The following is a 21,919-nucleotide window of genomic DNA, read 5'->3' as shown; positions in this document are numbered from 1 at the left end:
GCGTGGCGCGTCATGTGCGTCAAGTGCGACACCAAGTCCAGGCCCCGCCTCAGCACGCGTATCCGGGCAGATTTTGTCCGGTTATTGAGGCCCTGCCATGTTAAACCATACAGAAGGTGAATTCTGTCTGGTTTAACGGTTAACGGACGAATGCGTCTTATATATGGCGGTCCCGGCGCCATGACCGCGCCCGGCGGCCCATGTGCCTCTCCCCCTCCGGCCCGAGAAACCATCAGCGCGGACCGAGCGTCAATCACGTCGGCACAACGCTGTCCCGCGGCCCACGAGGCCGGGCAACCGCTCCCCCGCACGCCGATAGGATCAAACGATCATGAAAGAGCCGACCCCGGGCCGGGTCCTGCGCCGGGTGCGCCGGCTGCTCGCCGTACTGATCAGCCTGTGCGCGCTGACGGGGATGCTGCGGCTGGTGCTGCCCGCCACGGCCGCCACCGGCGAACCACCCGGCGTGTACCGGCAGCTCGCCTTCATCCGCGCGGCGCTCGAGGACGGCGCGGCCGAGGAGGCGCAGCGCCTGTTCCCCGAGGGCTACTTCTTCTCCCACGTCCTGTACGGCCTGGCCTGGATCGAGCTGGGCGAACGCGAGCCCGGCCACCGGCGCGAGGCGCCGGCCTCCGCCCGGTGGGCGCTGGACCGCCTGGAGTCGCCGGCCGGGCGCGAGCCGTTCGACCCCGCCCTCACCCCGGCCCACGGCGTCTTCTACCGCGGCTGGATCAACTGGCTGCGCGGCGGCCTGCTGAAGCTGCAGCAGCCACAGGAACGGGACCCGGACCAGGTACGGCGGTTCGCCGCCGACTCCGCCGAGATCGCCGAGGCCTTCCGCGCCTCGGCCACGCCGTACCTGGAGGCCTACCCGGGCCAGGCCTGGCCGGTCGACTCCACCGTGGCGATCGCGTCGCTGCGGCTGCACGACAGCCTGCTCACCCCGCGCTTCGGCGACACCGTGGCCCGCTGGCTCGGCCAGGTGCGGCGCGGGCTCGACCCGGCCACCGGGCTGATCCCCCACCGGGTCGACGCCGCCACCGGCGAGGCCCTCGAGGGCGCCCGGGGCAGCTCGCAGGCCCTGATCAACCGGTTCCTCATCGACGTCGACCCGGCCTTCGCCCGCGAGCAGTACCTGCGGTTCCGCGACCGTTTCCTCGCCTTCCCGCTCGGCCTCGGCCCCGCCGTGCGCGAGTATCCGCACGGCACCGACGGCCCCGCCGACGTCGATTCCGGGCCGCTGCTGCTCGGCGTGAGCCTGTCGGCCACCGTGGTCACCCTCGGCGCCGCCCAGGCGCACGGCGACCACTCGCTCGCCGCGGCCCTGGCCAACTACGGCGAGCTGGCGGGCCTGCCCGTCGACACCCCGTCGACCAAGCGGTACGCCTTCGGCCTGCTGCCCATCGGCGACGCGTTCCTGGCGTGGTCGAAGACGGCACACCCGTGGGTCGCCGAGGCGCCGTCCTCGCCGCCGGAGGCGGTCTCGTCGTGGTGGCGGGTGCCGCTGCTCGTGCTCCTGGCCGTCGTCGGTGCCGCGCCGTGGGTGCCCGCTATGCTGCGGCGCCGGTCGCGAGGCCGGGCGGCGGTACGGACGGTGCCGGACACCGCTTGACGGACGAGCGGGACGGCCGTGGGCCGGGCGGGATCCTGCCCAGCCGCCGCATCAGCGCCGGCTCCGGCGAGGCCGGGAGCGGTCGCCGCCCGATGACCGGGTGCCGCCCGTGGAAGCCCTGGTGCCTCCGCCTGCCTCCGCCGGCCCCGCATACGAAGCCGGTGGCGCCGGTCACGGCGCTCGATCACCGCCTGCGGCCCCATGCCCTCATGCTCGCGAGCCGGGCCGGGCAACGCGATCACGGAACGCCGTGAGCGCGGGCTCAAGGCCCCCTCTCCCCCATCGCCGTCGGGCGGGGCGCGCGGTGTCGGTGGGGAGCTGTAGCGTTAGGGATCATGCGTCCCGCGGAGCTGCAGCGCCTCACCGTGCAGGAGGCTGTCGATCGTTACGTGGAGCTGGTCCGGGCCAGGACGGTGACGGGAGGTCTGTCCCCGGCGACCGCGGAGGTGTACGTGCGTGACGTGCGCACGTTCGCCGAGCTGGCGGGGGCCGACCGGGTGCTCGACGATCTGACGGGCGAGGACGTGGACGCGGTGCTGCTGGCGTTCGCGCGAAAGCCGGACGGCAGGCGCGCCCGGCCGGTGCCGGGGGTGCAGAGCGCGGCGTCGCAGGCGCGGTTCCGGCGATCGGTGTCGGCGTTGTTCAAGCACGCGGTGCTGGCGGGCTGGGTGCAGATCAATCCGATGACGGCCTCGACGGTGACGGCCCGGGAACGCGGGGGTCTGCGACCCGAGCGGCGGGCGTTGACGCGTGAGCAGGCGCGCGGGCTGATCGGGGCGGCGAAGGCGCTCGCCGGTGCGGCCGCCGACGGCTCGGGCCCGGCCGGGCCGGTCCCCGGCGGGGCGAAGGGTCCTCGAGGGCGGCGGCCGCGGCGGGACCAGCGGGTGGAGGTCCGTGACGCCCTGATCGTGCTGCTGCTGACGACGGTCGGGCCGCGGGTGTCGGAGCTGGTGCGGGCGAACGTGGAGGACTTCTACGTCAACGACGGGGTGCGGTACTGGCGGATCTTCGGCAAGGGCGGGCGCACCCGTGACGTGCCTCTCCCCCACGATGTGGCGCGGGTGCTCGACGCCTATCTCGAGCATGCGCGGCCGCGCAGCGAGGAGAAGGCGCTGCTGTTGTCGTGGCGGGGGCGGCGGCTGGCCCGGGGCGACGTGCAGGCGGTGATCGACCGGGTGCAGCGGCACGTGGACCCGGCGCGGCGGCGTTCGGTGACGCCGCACGGGCTGCGGCACACGACCGCGACGCATCTGCTCGCGGACGCGGTGGACATGGACGTGGTACGGCGGGTGCTGGGGCACGGTGACCTGTCGACGCTGGGCCGCTACCGCGATGAGCTGCCGGGCGAGCTGGAGGTGGCGATGCGCTCCCATCCCCTGCTCAAGGGCGACGGCCCGTCCGCGACGGCGGCGGGGAACTGAGCTCGCCGAGGTCCCCGCACGGGATTCGGCCGATCACATGTGTCCTGTGGAAGCGCCGAGGACGGGCCGGGTGCCGGTGATCGACGCTGAGCGGCTGACCGGTTACCGGGGTGGCATTGTGCGGGTGATCATCGCGACCACCTCTACCTGGAGACGACCGAGCGGGCCCTGGAGGCGGGAATCGCCGCCGCGGTGGTGGGCGGCCGGCTCGGTGACATCGGGCACGCGATCGCGAGCGTCGGCCGCCCCGCCGGGTACGGGATCGTCACCGACCTCGGCGGCCACGGCATCGGCCGGCGCATGCACGAGGACCCCGGCGTGCCGAACGAGTCCCGCCCCGGCCGCGGGCTGCGGCTCCGGTACGGCCTGGTGCTCGCGATCGAGCCGATGTTCATGGCGGGCGGCCACGACCGCTACCGCATCGCCCGGGACGGCTGGGCGCTGCACACCATCGACGGCAGCCGCGCCGCCCACGTCGAGCACACCGTGGCGATCACCGAGGACGGGCCGCGCGTGCTCACCGCCCTGTGACCGGCCCCGTGACCACGTGAACGGCCGGGGCGAGGGCTCCGGAATACTGGTGGCCATGGAACAGCGAACGCTGGGCAGGACCGGCAGGCAGGTGGGCGTCGTCGGGCTGGGCACCTGGCAGCTCGGCGCCGACTGGGGCGACGTGGACGAGGAGCAGGCCCTCGCGACGCTGCGCGCCGCCGTCGAATCCGGCATCACCTTCTTCGACACCGCCGACGTCTACGGGGACGGCCGCAGCGAGCGGCTGGTCGGCAGGCTGCTCAAGGAGCACCCGGAGGTGATGGTGGCCACCAAGATGGGCCGCCGGGTGCCGCAGGACCCCTCGGCGTACACCCTGGAGAACTTCCGCGCGTGGAACGACCGGTCGCGGAAGAACCTGGGGGTGGACACGATCGACCTGGTGCAGCTGCACTGCCCGCCCACCCCCGTGTACTCGACCGACGCGGTGTTCGACGCGCTCGACACGCTCGTCGAGGAGGGCCGCATCGCCGCCTACGGGGTGAGCGTGGAGACCTGCGAGGAGGCGCTGACCGCGATCGCCCGGCCGGGCGTGGCGACGGTGCAGATCATCCTCAACGCGTTCCGGCTCAAGCCGCTGGAGCGGGTGCTGCCCGCGGCCGCCGAGGCCGGGGTGGGCATCATCGCGCGGGTGCCGCTCGCCAGCGGCCTGCTGTCCGGCCGCTACGGCCGCGACACCGTGTTCCCCGCCAACGACCACCGCACCTTCAACCGGCGCGGCGAGGCGTTCGACGTGGGCGAGACGTTCTCCGGCGTCGACTTCGAGAGCGGGCTGGAGGCGGTGGCGCGGCTGGCCCCGCTGGTGCCGGAGGGCATGACCATGGCGCAGTTCGCGCTGCGCTGGGTGATCGACCAGCCGGGGGTGAGCGTGGTGATCCCGGGGGCGCGCAACCCGGAGCAGGCCCGCGCGAACGCGGCCGCCGCCGCGTTCGACCCGCTGCCGGAGCCGGTGCACGAGCAGGTGCGCGCGGTCTACGACGAGCTGATCCGCCCGCAGGTGCATCACCGCTGGTGACCGGCGGGCCCGGTACGGCCGGCCCTCGCGCGGCCCGGCGGACCGCCGCCTGAACCGGCCGCCGGCCACCCTCGCCGGACGTCCCGCGCCGGACCGGATCGATGCGGTCCGGCGCGGGTGACGTGTCAGGCGCCCGCGCGGGCGGCGTTGGCGTGGATCGCGTCGTGGACGTATGCGGCCAGGCCCGGTGCGAGCCGGTCGAAGTGGACGGTGAACCGTTCGTCGGCGACGTACAGGTCCGCCAGGCCCTTGTGCATCTGGTAGCCGCACTCGTAGAACCACGTGCTGATGTGGCGGCGGTGCCGCTCGGCCAGGCCGGTCGCCACCTCCCCGTCGGCGGGCTCGCCCGCGGTGAACGCGGCGGCGAAGCCGTTGACCAGCTCGCCCCACTCGGCCTTGATCCGCTGCCAGTCCTGCTTGCCGTAGGCGGCGGTGCGGCGGCGGGATTCGGCGTACGCGTCGGAGCCGCCCCAGCGTTGCTCGGCCTCGTCGGCGTAGTCCTCGGGGCGGAAGTCGCCGAAGACCTCGCGCCGCTCCTCGGGCGTGAGCGAGATGCCCATTCGGTGTGCCTCCATCGCCTTGTCGATGGCCGCGACCATGCGCTGCAGGCGCCGTATCTCGCGGGACAGCAGCTCGCGTCGGCGCCGCAGGTGGGTGAGCGGGTCGGTGCCGGGCCGATCCAGGATGGTCGCGATCTCCTCCAGGGGGAATCCCAGCTCCCGGTAGAACAGCACCCGCTGCAGCCGGTCGAGGTCCGCCTCGGTGTAGCGGCGGTAGCCTGCGGCGGTGCGTTCGCTCGGGCTGAGCAGCCCGATCTCGTCGTAGTGGTGCAGCGTGCGCACCGTCACTCCGGCCAGCCGGGCGACCTGGCCGACCGAGTACCCGCTCACGCCTCTCCCCCTCGTTTCCTTACGGGGCCCTACCTTGAAGTCTCACGTAGCGTGAGGGTCAAACCGTTTTCCGGCCGCCGGCTCCCGGGCCGGAAGCGTGCGGACCCGCGGGAGGGTGCGGATGGGCGCGCAGGCTGCCGGGGCCGCCGGGCCGTACCGGGTGGGATCCCGGCGGGGCCGTTCCCAAGGGCCCGCGGGCGGGAACGGTACGGCAGGCCGGGGCGTCGCCGTCCCGCGGCGTGTGCGGATGCGGCCTTCACCCGGGGCGTGCCGCCCGGGATCCGCTGCCGCCCTCGGGCCGCCCGGCCGTTCTCCCCCACCCGCCTGGCGAGCCGGGTCGCGGCCGCTACAGGCGGGTGGGCGGCACGGTCACAGGATGGGCCCGGGGGTGTAGGCGGCGGCCTCCGGGTGGCGGGCGGTGATCTCGGCGATGCGGTCGGTGACCGCGGCGACCTGCTGGGCGGCGGCGCCGGTGAACGCGGCGCGGTCGGCGAGCAGCGCGTCGAGCGCGGCCCGGTCGAGCGGGAAGCGCTCGTCGGCGGCGAGCCGGTCGAGCAGCGGGTTGGCGCCGCCGGTCTCCCGCATGTGCAGCGCGGAGGCGACCGCGTGCTCCTTGATGATCTCGTGGGCGGTCTCCCGGCCGACGCCGTGCCGTACCGCGGCGATGAGCATCTTGGTGGTGGCGAGGAACGGCAGGTACCGCTCGAGCTCGGCGGCGATGACGGCGGGGAACGCGCCGAACTCGTCGAGCACGGTGAGCATGGTCTCGGCCAGGCCGTCGAAGGCGAAGAAGGCGTCGGGCAGCGCGACGCGGCGCACCACCGAGCAGGACACGTCGCCCTCGTTCCACTGGTCGCCGGCGAGCTCGCCGACCATGGACGCGTACCCGCGCAGGATGACCGCCAGGCCGTTGACCCGCTCGCAGGAGCGGGTGTTCATCTTGTGCGGCATCGCCGAGGAGCCGACCTGGCCGGGGGTGAAGCCCTCGGTGACCAGCTCGTGCCCGGCCATCAGGCGGATGGTCTTGGCGAGGCTGGAGGGCGCGGCGGCGAGCTGGACCAGGGTGGTGACCACCTCGTAGTCGAGCGACCGCGGATACACCTGGCCGACGCTGGTGAACCGGCGGGCAAAGCCGAGGTGGGCGGCGACGCGGTCCTCCAGCTCGGCGAGGCGGGCGTGGTCGCCGCCGAGCAGGTCGAGCATGTCCTGGGCGGTGCCGACCGGGCCCTTGATGCCGCGCAGCGGCAGGTGCTCGATGAGCTCCTCCAGCCGCCGGTAGGCGACGAGCAGCTCCTCGGCGGCGGTGGCGAACCGCTTGCCGAGGGTGGTGGCCTGGGCGGCGACGTTGTGCGAGCGGCCGGCCATCACCAACCCGGCGTGCTCGGCGGCGAGGCGGCCCAGGCGGGCGAGGATCGCCACGCAGCGGTCGCGCACGTGCAGCAGGCTGTCGCGGATCTGCAGCTGCTCGACGTTCTCGGTGAGGTCGCGGGAGGTCATGCCCTTGTGCACGTCCTCGTGCCCGGCGAGGGCGTTGAACTCCTCGATGCGGGCCTTGACGTCGTGGCGGGTGACGCGCTCCCGCTCGGCGATCGAGGCGAGGTCGACCTGGTCGATCACCTTCTCGTAGTCGGCGATCACGCCCGGGTCGACGGGGACGCCGAGGTCGGCCTGGGCTTTGAGCACGGCCAGCCACAGGCGGCGCTCCAGCACCACCTTGTGTTCGGCCGACCACAGGCGGGCCAGCTCCGGGGAGGCGTAACGGGTGGCGAGAACGTTCGGGATACGCGGCTTGGCGGTGCTCACGCCGCCCCAGTCTAGGGCGGGCGCGGCCGCGCCCCGGCCACCGGGTGCGCGGTGGCCGGGGCGCGGGCGTGTTGATCGACAGGTGTGCCGGTACGGCGTGCCGGTCAGCCGGCGGGCGCGGGCTCCGGCTGGGGGTCCGGGGCGACCTTGGGCGTCTCGGCGTCGCCGTCGCGGCGCAGCCGCCGGCGGGTGCGCTCGACCATCGTGTAGAGGGTCGGGACCAGCACGAGCGTGAGCAGGGTGGAGGAGACCAGGCCGCCGATGACGACGATCGCCAGCGGCTGGGAGATGAACCCGCCCTCGCCGGTGATGCCGAGCGCCATGGGGATCAGGGCGCAGATGGTGGCGACGGCGGTCATCAGGATGGGCCGCAGGCGGCGGCGGCCGCCCTCGAGCACCGCCTCGGTGATGCCCATGCCCTGGCGGCGGTACTGGTTGATCAGGTCGATGAGCACGATCGCGTTGGTGACCACGATGCCGATGAGCATGAGCATGCCGATGAGGGCGGGCACGCCCATCGGGGTGTCGGTGAGCCGGAGCAGGCCGATCGCGCCGGTGGCGGCGAACGGGATCGACACCAGCAGGATCAGCGGCTGGATCAGGCTGCGGAACGTCGCCACCATGATCAGGAAGACGATGGCGGTGGCGGCGAGCATGGCCAGGCCGAGCTGCTCGAACGCCTCGTCCTGCTCGGCGCTGACACCGGCGATCTCGTAGCCGACCCCGGCGGGCAGGGAGAGCCTCTCCAGCGCGTCGGACAGCTCGGCGCTGACCCGGCCGAGGTCGGTGACCTCGGCGGTGCCGGTGACGCGGGCGGTGCGCTCGCCGTCGCTGCGGGAGATCTGCTGGGGGCCTTCGACCCGCTTGACGTCGGCGACCTGGGAGAGCTTGACGACGCCGCCCTGGCCGGGCAGGGCCAGGTCGCGGATCTCCTTGAGGTCCTTGGGGGCGTCGCCGGTGCGCAGGATGATGTCGCCGGGGCGGCCGTCGAGGTCGATGCGGCCGATGGTGGCGCCGCGGAACGCCTGGGCGACGATCTGGCCGATCTGGGCCTCGGTGAGGCCGTGGCGGGCGGCCTCGCGCCGGTTCACCTGCACCTGGATGCGTTCGCCGCTGTCCTCGAGGTTGTCGCTGACGTCGCGTACGCCGTCGATGCGGGACATGGCGTCGGCGACCGCGGCGGAGGCGGTCTTGAGGGCGTCCATGTCGGGGCCCTTGACCACGACCTCGAGCTGGTTGACGTTGAAGCCGCCCTCCTCGGCGCCGCCGACGGTGACGGTGCCGATGCCGTCGATCTCGGCGAGCCGCCGCCGGAGCGTCTCCTGGACCTCGGCGCCGTCGGCGTCTTCCTCGAGGCGGACGGAGTAGGCGGCGCGGTCGGGGCTGCCCGCGCCGAACGCGAAGGTGCCGCCGGTGCCGACGCTGACCTGGTACGAGGCGATGCCGTCGACCTCGGACAGGACCTTCTCGACCTTCTTGGCGGCCTCGTCGGTGGTGGCCAGGTCGGTGCCGGTGGGCATGCGCTGGCTCATCTGGAAGGTGTCCTGGCCGCTGGAGTCGATGAAGTTGGTCTTCAGCCCGGGCAGCAGGGCCATGGTGCCGGCGAACACCACCAGGCCGATCACCACGGTGGTGAGGCGGCGGCGGGTGGCGAAGCGCAGCACCGGCAGGTAGGCGCGCTGCAGCGGGTTGCGCAGCTCCTTGCGCTCGGCCTCCTCGCGTACCTTGCGGGCCTGCTCGCCGGTGACCTTGGGGGCGGGCAGGAACCAGTAGGCGAGGACGGGGATGACGGTGAGCGACACCAGCAGGGAGGCGAGCAGCGCCACCGTGACCGTGATCCCGAACGGGGCGAACAGCTCGCCGACCATGCCGCCGACGAGCGCGATCGGGGCGAACACCGCGACGGTGGTGAGGGTGGAGGCGGTGACGGCGCCGGCGACCTCGCGGACGGCGGTGATGATGGCCTGCTGTTTCGGCTCGCCGTACGACAGGTGGCGCTTGATGTTCTCCAGCACCACGATCGAGTCGTCGACGACGCGGCCGATGGCGATGGTGAGGCCGCCGAGGGTGAGCAGGTTGAGCGAGTGGTCGCCGATCCACAGCGCGAGCAGCGCGATCACCACCGACAGCGGGATCGACACCGCGGTGACCAGGGTGGAGCGGACCGACAGCAGGAACACCAGTATGACGGCGACCGCGAACACCAGGCCGAGCAGGCCCTCGGTGGTGAGGTTCTTGATCGACTTTTCGACGTAGGGGGCCTGGTCGAAGACGACGGTGATGGGGGCGGAGTCGCCGAGCGCGCGCACCAGGTCGCCGAGCTTGTCGTTGACCGCGCGGGAGATGGCGACGGCGTTGCCGTCGGGGGTCATGGTGATGGAGACGCCGAGGCTGCTTGCGCCGTCGGTGCGGGTGAGCGTGGTGGTGTCGGCGGGCTTGCGCTCGAAGATCGCGACGTCGCCGAGCCGTACCGGCTTGGGCCGGGCGGTCGCGGCGCCGGCTCCGGCCAGGGGGTTCTGGCCGGCGGCCGGTGCGGCTGCCTGCGGGCTCGGGGTGAGGTAGAGGTTCTTGAGCTGGTCGATGGTCTCGACGCGGCTGCCGACCTCGACGGTGAGGCTGCGCCCGTCGGTGGTGACGGTGCCCGCCGGGATCGGGGTGCCGTTGACGCGCAGCGCGTCGGCGATGGCGGTGACGGGGATGCCGAGCCGGAACAGCTTGCCGTGGTCGGGGTGGATGACGAGGGTCTCCTCGCGGGCGCCGGTGACGGTGACCTCGCGCACGCCCTCGATGCGGCGCAGCTCGGGCACCATGACGCGCTCGATCTTGTCGAGCATGCCGCGGGGGTCGCCGCCGTCGCCGACGGCGAGGACCATGACCGGCAGGTCGTCGGTGCTGCCGGCGATCACCCGGGGGTCGACGCCGTCGGGCAGGCGGGAGCTCACGCGGCCGACGGCCTGCTGGAGCTGGGCGACGGCGTTGTCGACGTCGGTGCCGTACTCGAACTCGACCTGGATCTGGGCGGCGCCGTCGCGGGAGGTGGAGTTGATCGCGGTGACCCCGGCGATGCCCTTGACGGCGTCCTCGATCGGCTGGGTGACCTGCTCCTCGACGATCTGCGGGGAGGCACCCTGGTACGGGGCCACGATGAACGCTGCCGGGTAGGACAGCGAGGGCAGCAGCTGCTGTTTGAGCGAGGGGATCGCGTACAGGCCGAATCCGCCGAGCAGTACCGCGATCAGGATGATCAGCGCCCGGTTGGTGAGGCTCAGCCGTGCCAGGCCGGTCATGCCCGGCCTCCCGCCGGGCCGGAGGCCGCGGCGGCCGGGGCCTCGCTCTGCTCGCTCACTGGGGTCTCCTTCTCAAGAGTCGTGCGGCCGTGTGGGCCGTGTTCTCCGGCGATTCTTTCGACCCACCCTAACACTTTGCGCGAGGCGAATATTTAGCGCGGTGTTGAACTGCTGGTAGCCTGGCCGCGCGGGAAAGGATTGACGTGGACGACGGTGACGAACGCAGCAGGGTGATCGGCCGGATCATCGAGGTCCAGCGCGACCTGGCCCGGGCGCTGGCCCACGACCGGTCGTCGCCGCTGCTCGACTCGAATCTGACGATACGCCAGCTGAAAGTGATCATGATCCTGGCGTTCCACGGCTCGCAGTCCGGCCAGGATCTGGCCCGCAGCCTCGGCGTCGGGCTCGCGACCGTCACCGGGATCGTCGACCGCCTGGTCAACCACCGCCTGGTGGAGCGCCACGAGGACCCCGCCGACCGGCGGGTGCGCCGCGTGCGCCTCACCGCCGAGGGCCGGGCGCTCGCCGACCGGCTCATCGACGCCGGCAACGAGCACTTCCGCGCCCTGCTGTCCTATCTCGACCTGGACACGCTGCGCACCCTCGAGACGATCATGCACCGCATCCGGCAGGCGGCCGCCCGGATGTGCGCCGACCGCGCCCGCGAGGCCGCCGGAAAGGCCTCCTCCCCCGCGCCGTCCCGCGCGGGCCGCTGATCACCGGGGCGGGACCGCACCGGGCGGCCGACCATCTGGCGCGCGGGCACCCGGTGCGCGGCCGGCCCGTCCGGCGGGAGGTCAGGGGGCGTCCGCCGCGAGCCGTACGCCCAGCCCGATCAGCACCACGCCGGAGATCTGCTCCATGCGGCGCCGTACGGCGGGGCGGTCGAACACCAGCCGCAGCCGGCCGACGAACCAGACGAACGCCAGGTACCACAGGGTGTCCACGGTGACCCAGATCAGCGCGAGCAGGGTCAGCGTGAGCGGCACGTTGGCCCCGGCGGGCACGAACTGGGGCAGGAAGGAGACCGCGAACACGGCCGCCTTCGGGTTGGCCAGGATCGTGGCCAGGCCCAGCAGGTACGAGCGCCGCCACCCGTGGACCGGTGCCCGCTCCTCGGCCGCCTCCTGCCGGGACGGGCCGGTACGGCCCCGCCGGGACTGCCACAGCGACTGCACCCCGATGACCACCAGCACCACCGCGCCCACGATGCGCATCACGTCGTAGGCGATCTGCGAGGCGATGACCAGCGCCGACAGCCCGAAGACCGCGGCCAGCGCCCACAGCAGCACCCCGGTCTCGTTGCCGAGCGTGGCCGCGATCCCCTGCGACCGTCCGCCGCGCAGTGTCTGCCGCAGGATCACCGCCGAGCTGACCCCGGGGATCATGGCGAGCAGCAGACACGATCCGATGAAGAAAAGCACATGCATCTGCGCATACTCGCCCCCGCCCGCTCCCGGCGGCAACGGATTTATTCGCCGCCCCGGCCGGCCTGGGGCGCGTGTGCCGTACCCGGTCGGCGGCCACGCCCCGGCCGAACCCGAAGCCGTCACCGGTGGCCTCACGCCCACATACCCGCACGAACCGGTCACCGGCCGCGCGGCAACGTGGCCGGGCACGGTGGCTGCGCGGGTACCCGCCGCGCCCGGCGGCATGGAGGCGATCAGGACCGGCCGTACAGCGCGGACATCTCGCGGAGCGTCCGGATCATCGTGGCGCGCAGCTCGGGCGGCTCCAGCACCTCGACCGAGGCGCCCAGGCGCATGAGCTGCCAGCAGGCATGCCGCAGCGACTCCACCGGCAGCCGCATCCGGATCCAGCCGTCGGCGTCCGGCGGTTCGGCCGTGGCGAGCGCGGCGTCGGTGGCCACGGGCCCGATGGTCACCCGCAGCAGCGGAACGCCGTCGGGGGCGATGCGGATGACCGCCTCCTCCCGGTACAAGCGCTCGAGGAAGTCCGCCGACCAGTCCCGCCAGTACGCGGCCAGATCGAACCCCGGGACCCGCTCGAAGTGGCCGTCGAGCACCTTCAGCGCGTCGATGCGGTCCACCCGGTAGGTGCGCATGCCGCCCGCCCGGCCGGCATCGTCCGCTCCCCCGCCGTCCGGGCCGGACACCTCCTCGCCCTGCCCGCCGCCGGCCTCGGGTACGGCGCACGCGACCAGATACCAGGTCCCGGCCTTCAGCACGAGCCCGTGCGGGTGGATCACCCGCTCGACGATGGCGGGCCCCCACCGCCGGTAGGTGATGTGCAGCGGCCGCTGCTCCCAGACCGCGTCGGCCACCTCCCCGAGGAACCGCGAGCCGCCCGCCTGGTACCAGCCGTGCACGTCGAAGTGGAGCCGTTCGCGCATGCGCCGCGCCTGGGATCGCGGCTCGGGTGGCAGGGCGGCGAGCAGCTTCAGCTCCGCGGCCGCGGCGACCTCGCTGCGGCCCAGCTCGGCGGCCGGTCCGGGCAGCCCGGCGAGGAACAGCGACGCCGCCTCCTCGGCGGTCAGCCCGGTGAGCCGGGTGCGGTAGCCGTCGAGCAGCCGGTACCCGCCGGCCGGGCCGCGTTCGGCGTACACCGGCACCCCTGCCGCCGACAGCGCCTCCACGTCCCGGTACACGGTGCGCACCGACACCTCGAGCTCCTCGGCGAGCTCGCCGGCGGTCATCCGCCCCCGGGACTGGAGCAGCAGCAACAGGGAGAGCAACCGGCTCGCGCGCATACCCTCATTCTCGCCCCCGCCGCCCGCCACGGACCTTGCCGAGCGAACATGACGTGTGTTCATATGAACACATGGATCGATTGCGGGCCATCATGGACACGCTGCGCACCCGCGACCAGGTGTCGGTCGCCGAGCTGGCCGCGCGGTACGGCGTGTCCGAGATGACGATCCGGCGCGACCTGGACGACCTGGCCCGGCAGGGCGTGGTGCGGCGCATCCGCGGCGGGGCGCTCAGCCTGCTGCTGCGCGGCGAGGAGCCGCCGTTCACCGTGCGCGAGCTGCAGGCGGTGGAGGAGAAACGCCGTATCGCCGCCGAGGTCGCCGACCTGATCGCCGACGGCGAGGCGGTGCTGCTCGACAGCGGCACCACGGCCCTGGAGGTCGCCCGCGCGCTGCGCGACCGGAGGCTCACCGTGGTCCCGCTGTCCCTGCACGCCGCGCGCGAGCTGGCCGGCGCGCCACGGATCCGCCTCGTGCTGCCCGGCGGCGAGGTACGGCCCGGCGAGCTCGACTTCGTCGGCCCGCTGACCGAGAAGACGATCCGGTCCCTGCGGTTCGACACCGCGGTGATCGGCTGTTGCGCCCTGTCGTCGGCGCACGGCCTGACCGCTCACGACCTGTCGGAGGTCGCGATCAAACAGGCCGCGATCGACTCCGCCCGGCGGGTGGTGGCCGCGACCGACTCGGCGAAGTTCACCCGTACCGCGTTCGGCGCGGTCTGCCCGATCGACCGGCTCGACGTCGTGGTCACCGACGAGGGCATCCCCAAAGAGGAACACGAAGCCCTGACCGATGCGGACGTGAGCGTCCACGTCGTCTGACCGGCATCGCCGCGCGCTCGCGCCGTCAGGCGTCAGCGGATGCGGAAAAGGACGGCGACGGTGCGGGTGTCGGCGGTCACCCTGTGGGCGATGGAGGGGATGGTTCGGTGGGGTGAGAGCCGGGTGTTCGGAACACACAACCGGCGACCTTTACAGCGTAGATCACTAGATGTCCAAACCCCCGACAACAGAACCGGTCACCGCACGTCACCCGCCGTCCGCGCTCACCTCGCCGCGGCATCACGCACCCCGGGCAATCCCCTCGTCCGCATTCCTCCGGGAGCGCACTCCCCTGCCCCGCTGCGCGATCCGACCGCACCGCCCGGGGTCAGGTGGCCGGGTCGCGTTCCCCGTTCTCCCGGCCCACGCGGTCGGCCTCGGCCTTCAGCTCGTCGGTGACCAGCAGATCGGTGCGCACCAGGCGGCCGCGATAACCGGCCCGGCCCACCATGTGCGCCGCCACCGGCGAGGTGCCGAGCTGGAACAGCGCGATCAGCACCAGCGTGGTGACGTCCTCCCGGGTGCGCAGCCGCAGCGCGCAGCCGAGCAGCACCAGCAGCAGCCCGAGCGTCTGCGGCTTGGTCGCCGCGTGCATCCGCGACATCAGGTCGGGGAACCGCAGCAGGGCGACCCCGGCCGACAGGCACAGCAGCGCGCCGCCGATCAGGCAGACCCCGACGACGACGTCGATGATCGCCTCAACGCTCATCGGTGCCTCCCCTGCGCAGCGGCGGGCGTGGCGCGTCGCCGTCCCCGCGGCGGCGGGTGGCGAACCGGGACACGCTCACCGACCCGGTGAAGCCGAGGATGGACAGCACCACCAGCACCGGCAGCGCGGTGGCGTCGCCGGTGTAGGCGGCCTCGGCGGCGATCGCGGCGACGATGGTAGCGAGCAGCACGTCGGTGGCGACGATCCGGTCGAGCACCGAGGGGCCGCGGATGATCCGGGTCAGCGCGAGGATCCCGGCGGCGGCGAACAGCACGGTGACGGCGATGATGACGACGGTCATGCCGTTGGGTCCTTTCCGGCGGCGGGTGGTGTCGGCGGGAGCGGCGGCGGTGGGTAGGTGCCCCGCGCCGCGGCGATGACGCGCCGCTCCTCCGTCGAGCCGACGGCGCCGATGATCCGGGCCTCCAGGTCGAGCACGCTGCGGCGGAACCGCTCGACCTCGTCGGCGTCGCGCAGCCCGAGGGCGTGGACGTAGAGCACGCCCGCGCGCCGGTCGACCTCGATGACGAGGCTGCCGGGGATCAGCGACAGCGCGATCCCGGTGAGGGTGAGGTTGAGGTCGGACCGGATCCGGGGGGCGACGGCGATGATCGCGCTGCGCGGCAGGTGCCCGAACCGGAACGCCAGCACCGCGACCTGGACGCTGGAGACGACCAGGTCGCGCAGGAACCGCAGCGTGAACCGGGCCAGCCCCAGCGGGTGGATGCGCCCGGCGAAGGTGACCGGCGGCAGCGGGAACACGGCGAGCACGGCGAGCGCGAGCGCCAGGCCGCCGATGATGTTCGCCCAGGAGAACTGTCCCCACAGCAGGCACCACACCAGCACCAGGGCGGTGAGCGCGATGATCCGGTTGCGGCGCCGGTCGCGCCGGGTCAGCGGCGGCCGCTCCCCCTCCGGCCCGGTCGCCGGCATCCGGCCGCCGGGCGGCGGGGGCCCGTTCGGCGTGTGCGCGTTTCCGGTCACGGCACCCCCTCGGGGAAGACCGCGCGCACGTACGGCACGCGTTCCAGCAGGTCGGCGGCCGCGGCGCCGCTGAGCTCGAACAGCGGCCCGGCCGCGGCGGTGAGCGCCACGCTGAGCACGGTGAGCGCGACGGTGGGCCCGACCATCAGGCGGGGCAGCATGGCGCCCGCGTGGCCGGCGCTGTCCGGGTACGGCTCGCGCCCCGCCCGGGCCCGCACGGTGTGCATGGTGTCGTCCGGGCCGGGCATCTCCGCGTGCGGGGCGCGCCAGAACACCCGGTCCCACACCCGGGCCACCGCGTACAGCGTGAGCAGGCTGGTGAGCAGTCCGCCGGCGACGAGCGTCCAGGCGAGCGGGCTGCCGTCGGCGGCCCCGGCCTGCAGCAGCCCGACCTTGCCGAGGAAGCCGGAGAACGGCGGGATGCCGGCGAGGTTGAGCGCGGGCACCAGGAACACCACCCCGAGCAGCGGCGAGATGCGGGCGAGCCCGCCCAGCCGGTCCATGTCGGTGGTGCCGCCGCGCCGCTCGACGAGACCGGCGGCGAGGAAGAGGGTGGTCTGGATGACGATGTGGTGGACCGCGTAGAAGATCGCGGCCGACAGGCCGGGCGGCCCGGCCAGGCCGATCCCGAACAGCATGAACCCGATGTGGCTGACCAGGGTGAACGACAGCAGCCGCTTGATGCGGGACTGGGCGACCGCGCCGAGGATGCCGACGAGCATGGTGAGCAGCGCGAGCACCAGCAGCAGCCCGGTGACCGGCCCGCCGGGGAACAGCAGGGTCTCGGCGCGGATGATCGCGTACACGCCGACCTTGGTGAGCAGCCCGGCGAACACCGCGGTCACCGGGGCGGGGGCGGTGGGGTAGCTGTCGGGCAGCCATGCCGACAGCGGGAACACCGCGGCCTTGATGCCGAAGGCGAGCAGCAGCACGGCCTGCAGGATCAGCCGGACGTTCTCGGGCAGGGCGTCGAGACGGCCGGCGAGCTGGGCGAGGTTGAGGGTGCCGGTGGCGGCGTAGACCAGGCCGAGCCCGGTGAGGAAGACCAGCGAGGAGAGCAGGCTCACCACCACGTAGGTGGTGCCGAGCAGCACGCGGGTCTCGGTGCCGCCGAGGGTGAGCAGCACGTAGCTCGCCACCAGCAGGATCTCGAAGCCGACGTAGAGGTTGAACAGGTCTCCGGCGAGGAACGCGTTCGCCACCCCGGCGGCGAGGATCAGGTAGGTGGGGTGGTACACCGACAGCGGGGCCTCCTCCTCGCCGTCGGCCATGCCCTGCCCGATCGAGTAGACGAGCACGGCGAGGGTGACCGTGGCGGAGACCACGAGCATGAGCGCGGCGAGCCGGTCGGCGACGAGCACGATGCCGAGCGGCGCCGCCCAGCCGCCGACCTCGACGACGAGCGGCCCGTGCCGGGAGGTGAGCACGAGCAGCGCGGCGGCGACGGCCAGGACGGCGCCGAGCACGGCGACGCTGACCGCGCGCTGCAGCCGCGGGCGGCGGCCGAGCAGCAGGGCGAGCGCGGCCGCGAGCAGCGGCATGATCACCGGCATCGGCACCAGGGCGGTCATGGCGCCTCCGGCCCGTCACGGCCGTCCCGGTCGCGGTCGTCCCCGGTACGGCCGGCCGGGACGTCGCCGTCCCCGGTGTCGAGGCCCTGGTCGCGGGCGGCGAGCCCGGCGATGCGGCGGTCCTCGACGTCGTCGCGGACCTCGTCGTGGCCGACCAGCTGCCAGCTGCGGTAGGCCATGGCGAGCAGGAACGCGCTCACCCCGAGCGTGATCACGATCGCGGTGAGGATCATGGCCTGCGGCAGCGGGTCGGCGAGCGGCTCGCCGGAGTCCTTGCCGGCGATCGGGGGCGCGCCGAGGCGGCCGCCGGAGAGGATGAGCAGGTTGACGCCGTTGCCGAACAGGATCACGCCCATCAGCACCCGGGTGAGGCTGCGTTCCAGCAGCATCGTCACCCCGGCGGCGATCAGCACCCCGACGGTGATCACGTACACGAGGTTGGTCGTCACGCCGCCTCCCGGTCGCCGGTGGTGGTGCCGGTGCCCGAGGGGGCGCCGGGGGTCTCGTCGGCGAGGCGGTCCATCTCGGCGCCGAGGCTGCGCAGGATGTCGAGGATCAGCCCGACGACGATGAGGTAGACGCCGACGTCGAAGAACGTCGAGGTGACCAGGTGGACCTGGCCGAGCACGGGCAGGTGCAGGTCGATCACGGCGCTCTGCAGCACCTGCCCGCCGAGCGCCATCGGCGCCACCGCGGTGCCGGCCGCGACCAGCAGCCCGGCGCCGAGGACCGCGCCCGCGCCGACCGGGGCGGCGAGGTTGAGCTCGGTCCGCCCGCCGGCCAGGTAGCGCACGGCGAGGGCGAGCCCGGCCACCAGGCCCGCGGCGAAGCCGCCGCCGGGCGCGTCGTGGCCGGAGAACAGCAGGAAGACCGAGAACACCACGATGGTGTGGAACAGCAGCCGGGTCACCACCTGCAGGATGATCGACTGGCGGCGGGCCTCGGGGCTGGCGCCGGCGAGCAGCCACTGCCCGGGCGCCTGTTCCCGCAGCCGCGCGGCCGGCCCGGCGGCGCGGCGGCGCAGCGCGGCGGCCCGGCGGTAGATGAGGCTCGCCACGCCGGTGGCGGCCACGACCAGCACCGAGATCTCCCCCATCGTGTCCCAGGCGCGGATGTCGACGAGGGTGACGTTGACGATGTTGTCGCCGCCGCCGAAGGTCACCGCCGGGCCGGGGTAGGCGTCCGACACCGGCGGGTCCCGCCGTGCCCCGCCCGCCACGTAGGCCATGCCGGCCGCGACCACGCCGACCGCGACGCCGATCGCCACCCGGGCCCGCCGTACCTCGGGGATGGGGCGTTCGGAGAACCGGGCGGGCAGGTGGCGCAGCACGAGGGCGAACATCACCAGCGTGACGGTCTCCACGAGGAACTGGGTCAGCGCCAGGTCGGGGGCGCCGTGCAGGACGAACAGCACGGCGATGCCGTACCCGGAGACCCCGACGAGGATCATCGCGGTGAACCGGACCTTGGCGCGGGCGGCGAACACCGCGGCGGCGATCACCATGACGGCGACGAGCGGCTGCACCGGCACGTCCCAGACGCGCACCGGCGCCGGTGGGCCGTCGAGCAGGGCGGTGAGCAGCGCCGTGCCGGGGCCGGCCACCAGCGCGAGGAGGATGACGCCGAGGTAGAACGGCAGCGAGCCGCGCTGGGTGGCGCCGGTGACCTCCACGGCGGCGCGGCCCGTCCAGCGCACCACCAGGTCGAACATGTCGGCGCCGGTGACCGGCAGGCGGAGGCGGACCGGGCGGGTACGGCGCAGCCACACCGCGAACAGGCCCGCGCCGGCGGCCAGGCCGAGCACGGACAGCCCGAGCGCGGGGGTGAGCCCGTGCCAGAGCGCGAGCCGGTAGCCGGGGCCGAGGCCGGGCGCGGTGTCGGCGTAGCGGGCCAGGACGGCCCCGGCCGCGGGGGCGGCCACCCCGGCGGCGAGGCCCGCGGCGGCGAGCAGGGCGGGCGCGGCGAGGAACACCCACCCGGCGGGCTGCGGCCTGGCCTCGGGCACGCCGGGTTTGGCGGCGAAGGCGCCCCACAGCAGGCGGAGGGTGTAGGCGACGGTGAGCGCGGCGCCGAGCACCAGGCAGGCGAGGACGGCCCGGTCGGCGGCGGTGCCGTGCAGCAGCGCCTCGAAGATCGCCTCCTTGGCGACGAACCCGGCGGTGGGCGGGATCCCGGCCATCGACGCGGCCGCGAGGGCGGCGATCACGAGCAGGGCGGGGGCCCGGCGGCCGAGGCCGCTCAGGCGGCGCAGGTCGCGGGTGCCGGCGACGGTGTCGATCACGCCGACGACGAGGAACAGCGACGCCTTGAACAGCGCGTGGGCGAGCAGCATCGCGGCCCCGGCGAGCACGGCGTCGCGGGTGCCGCCGCCGAACGCGGCCATCAGCAGGCCGAGCTGGCTGACCGTGCCGTAGGCGAGCAGGAGCTTGAGGTCGTTCTGCCGCAGCGCGGCCCAGCCGCCGAGCAGCACGGTGATCGCGCCGGCGGCGAGCAGCGTCCACCGCCAGGCGGCGTCGCCGCCGAAGACGGGGGTCATCAGCGCGGCGAGGAACACCCCGGCCTTCACCATGGCGGCCGCGTGCAGGTAGGCGCTCACCGGGGTGGGGGCGGCCATCGCGGCGGGCAGCCAGAACCCGAACGGGAAGATCGCGGACTTGCTCAGCGCGCCGAGCAGCACGAGCAGCAGGGCGACGGTCAGGTAGGCGCCGCCGGGCGGGGTGGTGGCGATCTGCGTCCAGCGGTAGGTGCCGGCGTGCGCGCCGAGCATGACGAACCCGCCGAGCATCGCCAGGCCGCCGAAGGTGGTGACGAGCAGGGCCTGCATGGCCGCGCGGCGGCCGGCGCGCCGGATCGGGTCGTGGCCGATGAGCAGGTAGGAGCAGACGGTGGTGAGCTCCCAGAACACGTACAGGGTGAGCAGGTCGTCGGAGGCGACCAGGCCGAGCATCGCCCCGGCGAACGCGACGAACACCCCGGCGAAACGGCCCAGGCCCGGGTCGCCGGGGGTGAAGTAGCGGGCGCTGTAGGCGAGCACGAGGGCGCCGATCCAGCCGACGAGCAGCACCATCAGCCAGCCGAGGGCGCCGACGTGGATCGCGATCTCCATGCCGAGCCGCGGCACCCACGGCCAGGCGCCGGACACGGCGCCGCCCGCGGCGATGTGGCCGGTGATCGCCGCCGCCCAGGCGCCGGCCGCGGCCGGGACGGCGGCCAGGCCGTAGAGGGCGCGGCGGCCGAGCAGGCGTACCAGGGCGGGGGCGGCCGCGGCGGCGAGCGCGTGCGCCGCGAGCAGGACGAGCACCGCGTCGGCGCGGGCCGCGGTCATGGGCGGCCCTCCGCCCGTCGCGGGCCCGCTCGGGACGGGCATGTGGCGCCCGGGGCCCGGGTGGGCCGGGCGCGCCCGGCGGGGCGGCCGCACGGGGAGGGCGGGGCTGCGGCCGGGTCGCGCGTTGTCTGACTCACCTTCGCCTGTTTCCGGTCCTCGGGACGCGTCGCTCGCGGAACTGTCGCCCGCGTGCCCGGTACGGCGTCCGCCGGGCACGCGAGGCCGGGCCGCGGTGTCACGGAGGGAGTGCTCCCCCGTACACGGCCTGTCATGCCCCGGGACGAGGTGGGGCGGCGGATCGCGCTGGCGGGTTGCGGGTTGGGGCTTCTTTTCCCTTTTGTGTGGGCGGTATGCGTGATACGGGGGAAGTGCGTCCAGCCCGCGGCTTTACAACGTAGATCACATAGATGGTGTGAGTCCCCCGTCTGCGAGAAGGGGCGGGGGAAAAGATCGGCGCCCGGGGCGCGCGGGCGTCAGATCGCGCCCTCGGCGTCGTCGCCCTCCTCCGGTCCGGGGCTGCCGCTGCGGGTCTCCCCCGGCGTGGGCGACGGCGACGGCCGGCTCGGCGGCTCGCTGGTCGGCACCGGGGGCGGCGTCGGCACGAACAGCGTGGCCGGCAGCGGCTGGGCGGGCGCCACGGGCTCGTCGTCCCGGGCGAGCAGCAGCCAGGCGAGCAGGATCAGGATGAGCACGAGCAGGGCGAGCGCCACGCTCGCCAGCACCACCGACCGCCGCGGCTCGGTCGCGGGCGGCCGCGGCCCGGGCGGCGCGGGCAGCGCCGGGGCCCGGTCCCCCATCCAGTACGGCACGAAGTCCGGCCCGTGCGCCTCGCCGATCAGCATGCCGGTCACGTACACCGGCTCCAGGAACCGCTCGGCCCCCGGCCCGCCCGGCCGGAACGGCACGGCCACCCACGGCGCCCTCCCCAGGTCGGAGGCGACCACCTGCGGGCTCGCCACCGCCGCCCTCCCCCGGGCGCGGGCGAGCCGGCCGCGCACCCCGCCGGGCATCGCCTCGCGGATCGCGGTGACGAACCGGTCGCGGGCGGCCGCGTCCAGCGCCGCGCCGCGGGTGAGCACGGCGATCGACACCACCCGGCCGTCGGCGGCCTGCCCCAGGTAGACGAACCCGGCCGGCATGGTCTGCAGCCGGGCCTGGATGGTGAACGGCCCCAGGCGCGGGGGATCACCGTACTGCAGCGGAGTGGGCACGCTGCCATGAA

Annotated in this window: 17 protein-coding genes and 1 pseudogene; 6 read left to right on the top strand and 12 right to left on the bottom strand. The window is 74.0% G+C overall.

All coding sequences use genetic code 11. The features are described from left to right. Positions 1–331 precede the first annotated feature (331 nt). The 4 genes from FHX40_RS10985 (at position 332) to FHX40_RS10970 (ending at position 4,597) form a co-directional block, all read left to right on the top strand. A complete protein-coding gene (locus FHX40_RS10985) occupies positions 332–1,612 on the top strand; it encodes a hypothetical protein (protein ID WP_142259510.1) in 1,281 nt (426 codons plus the stop codon). 335 nt (positions 1,613–1,947) lie between these two features. After that, positions 1,948–3,033, top strand: a complete 1,086-nt coding sequence (locus FHX40_RS10980; protein ID WP_142259509.1) for a tyrosine-type recombinase/integrase — start codon at positions 1,948–1,950, stop codon at positions 3,031–3,033. Between the two features lie 147 nt (positions 3,034–3,180). Then, on the top strand, positions 3,181–3,564 hold the full coding sequence (locus FHX40_RS10975) for a M24 family metallopeptidase (RefSeq protein ID WP_142259508.1): 384 nt from the start codon (positions 3,181–3,183) through the stop codon (positions 3,562–3,564). 55 nt (positions 3,565–3,619) lie between these two features. Further along, a complete protein-coding gene (locus tag FHX40_RS10970; protein WP_142259507.1) occupies positions 3,620–4,597 on the top strand; it encodes an aldo/keto reductase in 978 nt (325 codons plus the stop codon). A 125-nt stretch (positions 4,598–4,722) separates the two neighbouring features. Here FHX40_RS10970 and FHX40_RS10965 read toward each other — a convergent pair whose 3' ends face one another. The 3 genes from FHX40_RS10965 to FHX40_RS10955 form a co-directional block, all read right to left on the bottom strand. Continuing rightward, complete coding sequence (locus FHX40_RS10965; RefSeq protein WP_142259506.1) at positions 4,723–5,487, bottom strand: MerR family transcriptional regulator; 765 nt, start codon at positions 5,485–5,487, stop codon at positions 4,723–4,725. 369 nt (positions 5,488–5,856) lie between these two features. Then, on the bottom strand, positions 5,857–7,290 hold the full coding sequence (gene purB, locus FHX40_RS10960; protein WP_142259505.1) for an adenylosuccinate lyase: 1,434 nt from the start codon (positions 7,288–7,290) through the stop codon (positions 5,857–5,859). A gap of 104 nt (positions 7,291–7,394) precedes the next feature. After that, complete coding sequence (locus tag FHX40_RS10955; protein ID WP_142259504.1) at positions 7,395–10,577, bottom strand: efflux RND transporter permease subunit; 3,183 nt, start codon at positions 10,575–10,577, stop codon at positions 7,395–7,397. A gap of 203 nt (positions 10,578–10,780) precedes the next feature. Between FHX40_RS10955 and FHX40_RS10950 the strand changes: the two genes are divergently transcribed. Next, on the top strand, positions 10,781–11,293 hold the full coding sequence (locus FHX40_RS10950; RefSeq protein ID WP_142259503.1) for a MarR family winged helix-turn-helix transcriptional regulator: 513 nt from the start codon (positions 10,781–10,783) through the stop codon (positions 11,291–11,293). 81 nt (positions 11,294–11,374) lie between these two features. Here the strand turns inward: FHX40_RS10950 and FHX40_RS10945 are convergent, their stop codons facing one another. Together FHX40_RS10945 and FHX40_RS10940 are read right to left on the bottom strand one after the other, a co-directional pair. Then, entirely contained in the window at positions 11,375–12,007 is a 633-nt protein-coding gene (locus tag FHX40_RS10945; protein WP_142259502.1) for a LysE family translocator, read from the bottom strand. A 233-nt stretch (positions 12,008–12,240) separates the two neighbouring features. Then, positions 12,241–13,287, bottom strand: a complete 1,047-nt coding sequence (locus FHX40_RS10940; protein WP_142259501.1) for a helix-turn-helix transcriptional regulator — start codon at positions 13,285–13,287, stop codon at positions 12,241–12,243. Between the two features lie 71 nt (positions 13,288–13,358). On the opposite strand from FHX40_RS10940, the gene FHX40_RS10935 reads away from it, so the two are divergent. Then, on the top strand, positions 13,359–14,108 hold the full coding sequence (locus tag FHX40_RS10935; protein ID WP_142259500.1) for a DeoR/GlpR family DNA-binding transcription regulator: 750 nt from the start codon (positions 13,359–13,361) through the stop codon (positions 14,106–14,108). 328 nt (positions 14,109–14,436) lie between these two features. Here FHX40_RS10935 and mnhG read toward each other — a convergent pair whose 3' ends face one another. From mnhG to FHX40_RS10900, 7 genes and pseudogenes are all read right to left on the bottom strand, one after another. Further along, entirely contained in the window at positions 14,437–14,817 is a 381-nt protein-coding gene (gene mnhG, locus FHX40_RS10930) for a monovalent cation/H(+) antiporter subunit G (protein WP_142259499.1), read from the bottom strand. Then, positions 14,807–15,118 carry an MrpF/PhaF family protein gene (locus tag FHX40_RS10925; protein ID WP_142259498.1) on the bottom strand — a complete coding sequence of 104 codons (312 nt, stop codon included), beginning with the start codon at positions 15,116–15,118 and terminating at the stop codon, positions 14,807–14,809. The genes mnhG and FHX40_RS10925 overlap by 11 nt, the downstream gene beginning before the upstream one ends. Beyond that, entirely contained in the window at positions 15,115–15,801 is a 687-nt protein-coding gene (locus FHX40_RS10920; RefSeq protein WP_229788161.1) for a Na+/H+ antiporter subunit E, read from the bottom strand. The genes FHX40_RS10925 and FHX40_RS10920 overlap by 4 nt, the downstream gene beginning before the upstream one ends. Next, entirely contained in the window at positions 15,798–17,372 is a 1,575-nt protein-coding gene (locus tag FHX40_RS10915; RefSeq protein ID WP_142259497.1) for a Na+/H+ antiporter subunit D, read from the bottom strand. Before FHX40_RS10915 ends, FHX40_RS10920 begins: the two co-directional genes overlap by 4 nt. Positions 17,373–17,464: 92 nt before the next feature. Further along, a pseudogene (locus tag FHX40_RS25775) lies at positions 17,465–17,821 on the bottom strand (Na(+)/H(+) antiporter subunit C); the annotation flags it as partial. Continuing rightward, positions 17,818–20,697, bottom strand: a complete 2,880-nt coding sequence (locus tag FHX40_RS10905) for a Na+/H+ antiporter subunit A (protein ID WP_211350233.1) — start codon at positions 20,695–20,697, stop codon at positions 17,818–17,820. The pseudogene FHX40_RS25775 and the gene FHX40_RS10905, both read right to left, overlap by 4 nt. 473 nt (positions 20,698–21,170) lie before the next feature. Then, a complete protein-coding gene (locus tag FHX40_RS10900) occupies positions 21,171–21,908 on the bottom strand; it encodes a hypothetical protein (protein ID WP_189136116.1) in 738 nt (245 codons plus the stop codon). Positions 21,909–21,919 lie beyond the last annotated feature (11 nt).

The sequence above is a fragment of the Thermopolyspora flexuosa genome (assembly GCF_006716785.1).
Taxonomy (GTDB): domain Bacteria; phylum Actinomycetota; class Actinomycetes; order Streptosporangiales; family Streptosporangiaceae; genus Thermopolyspora; species Thermopolyspora flexuosa.
The sequence above is the reverse complement of the archived record's forward strand: the minus strand, read 5'-3'. Positions and strand labels throughout refer to the sequence as shown.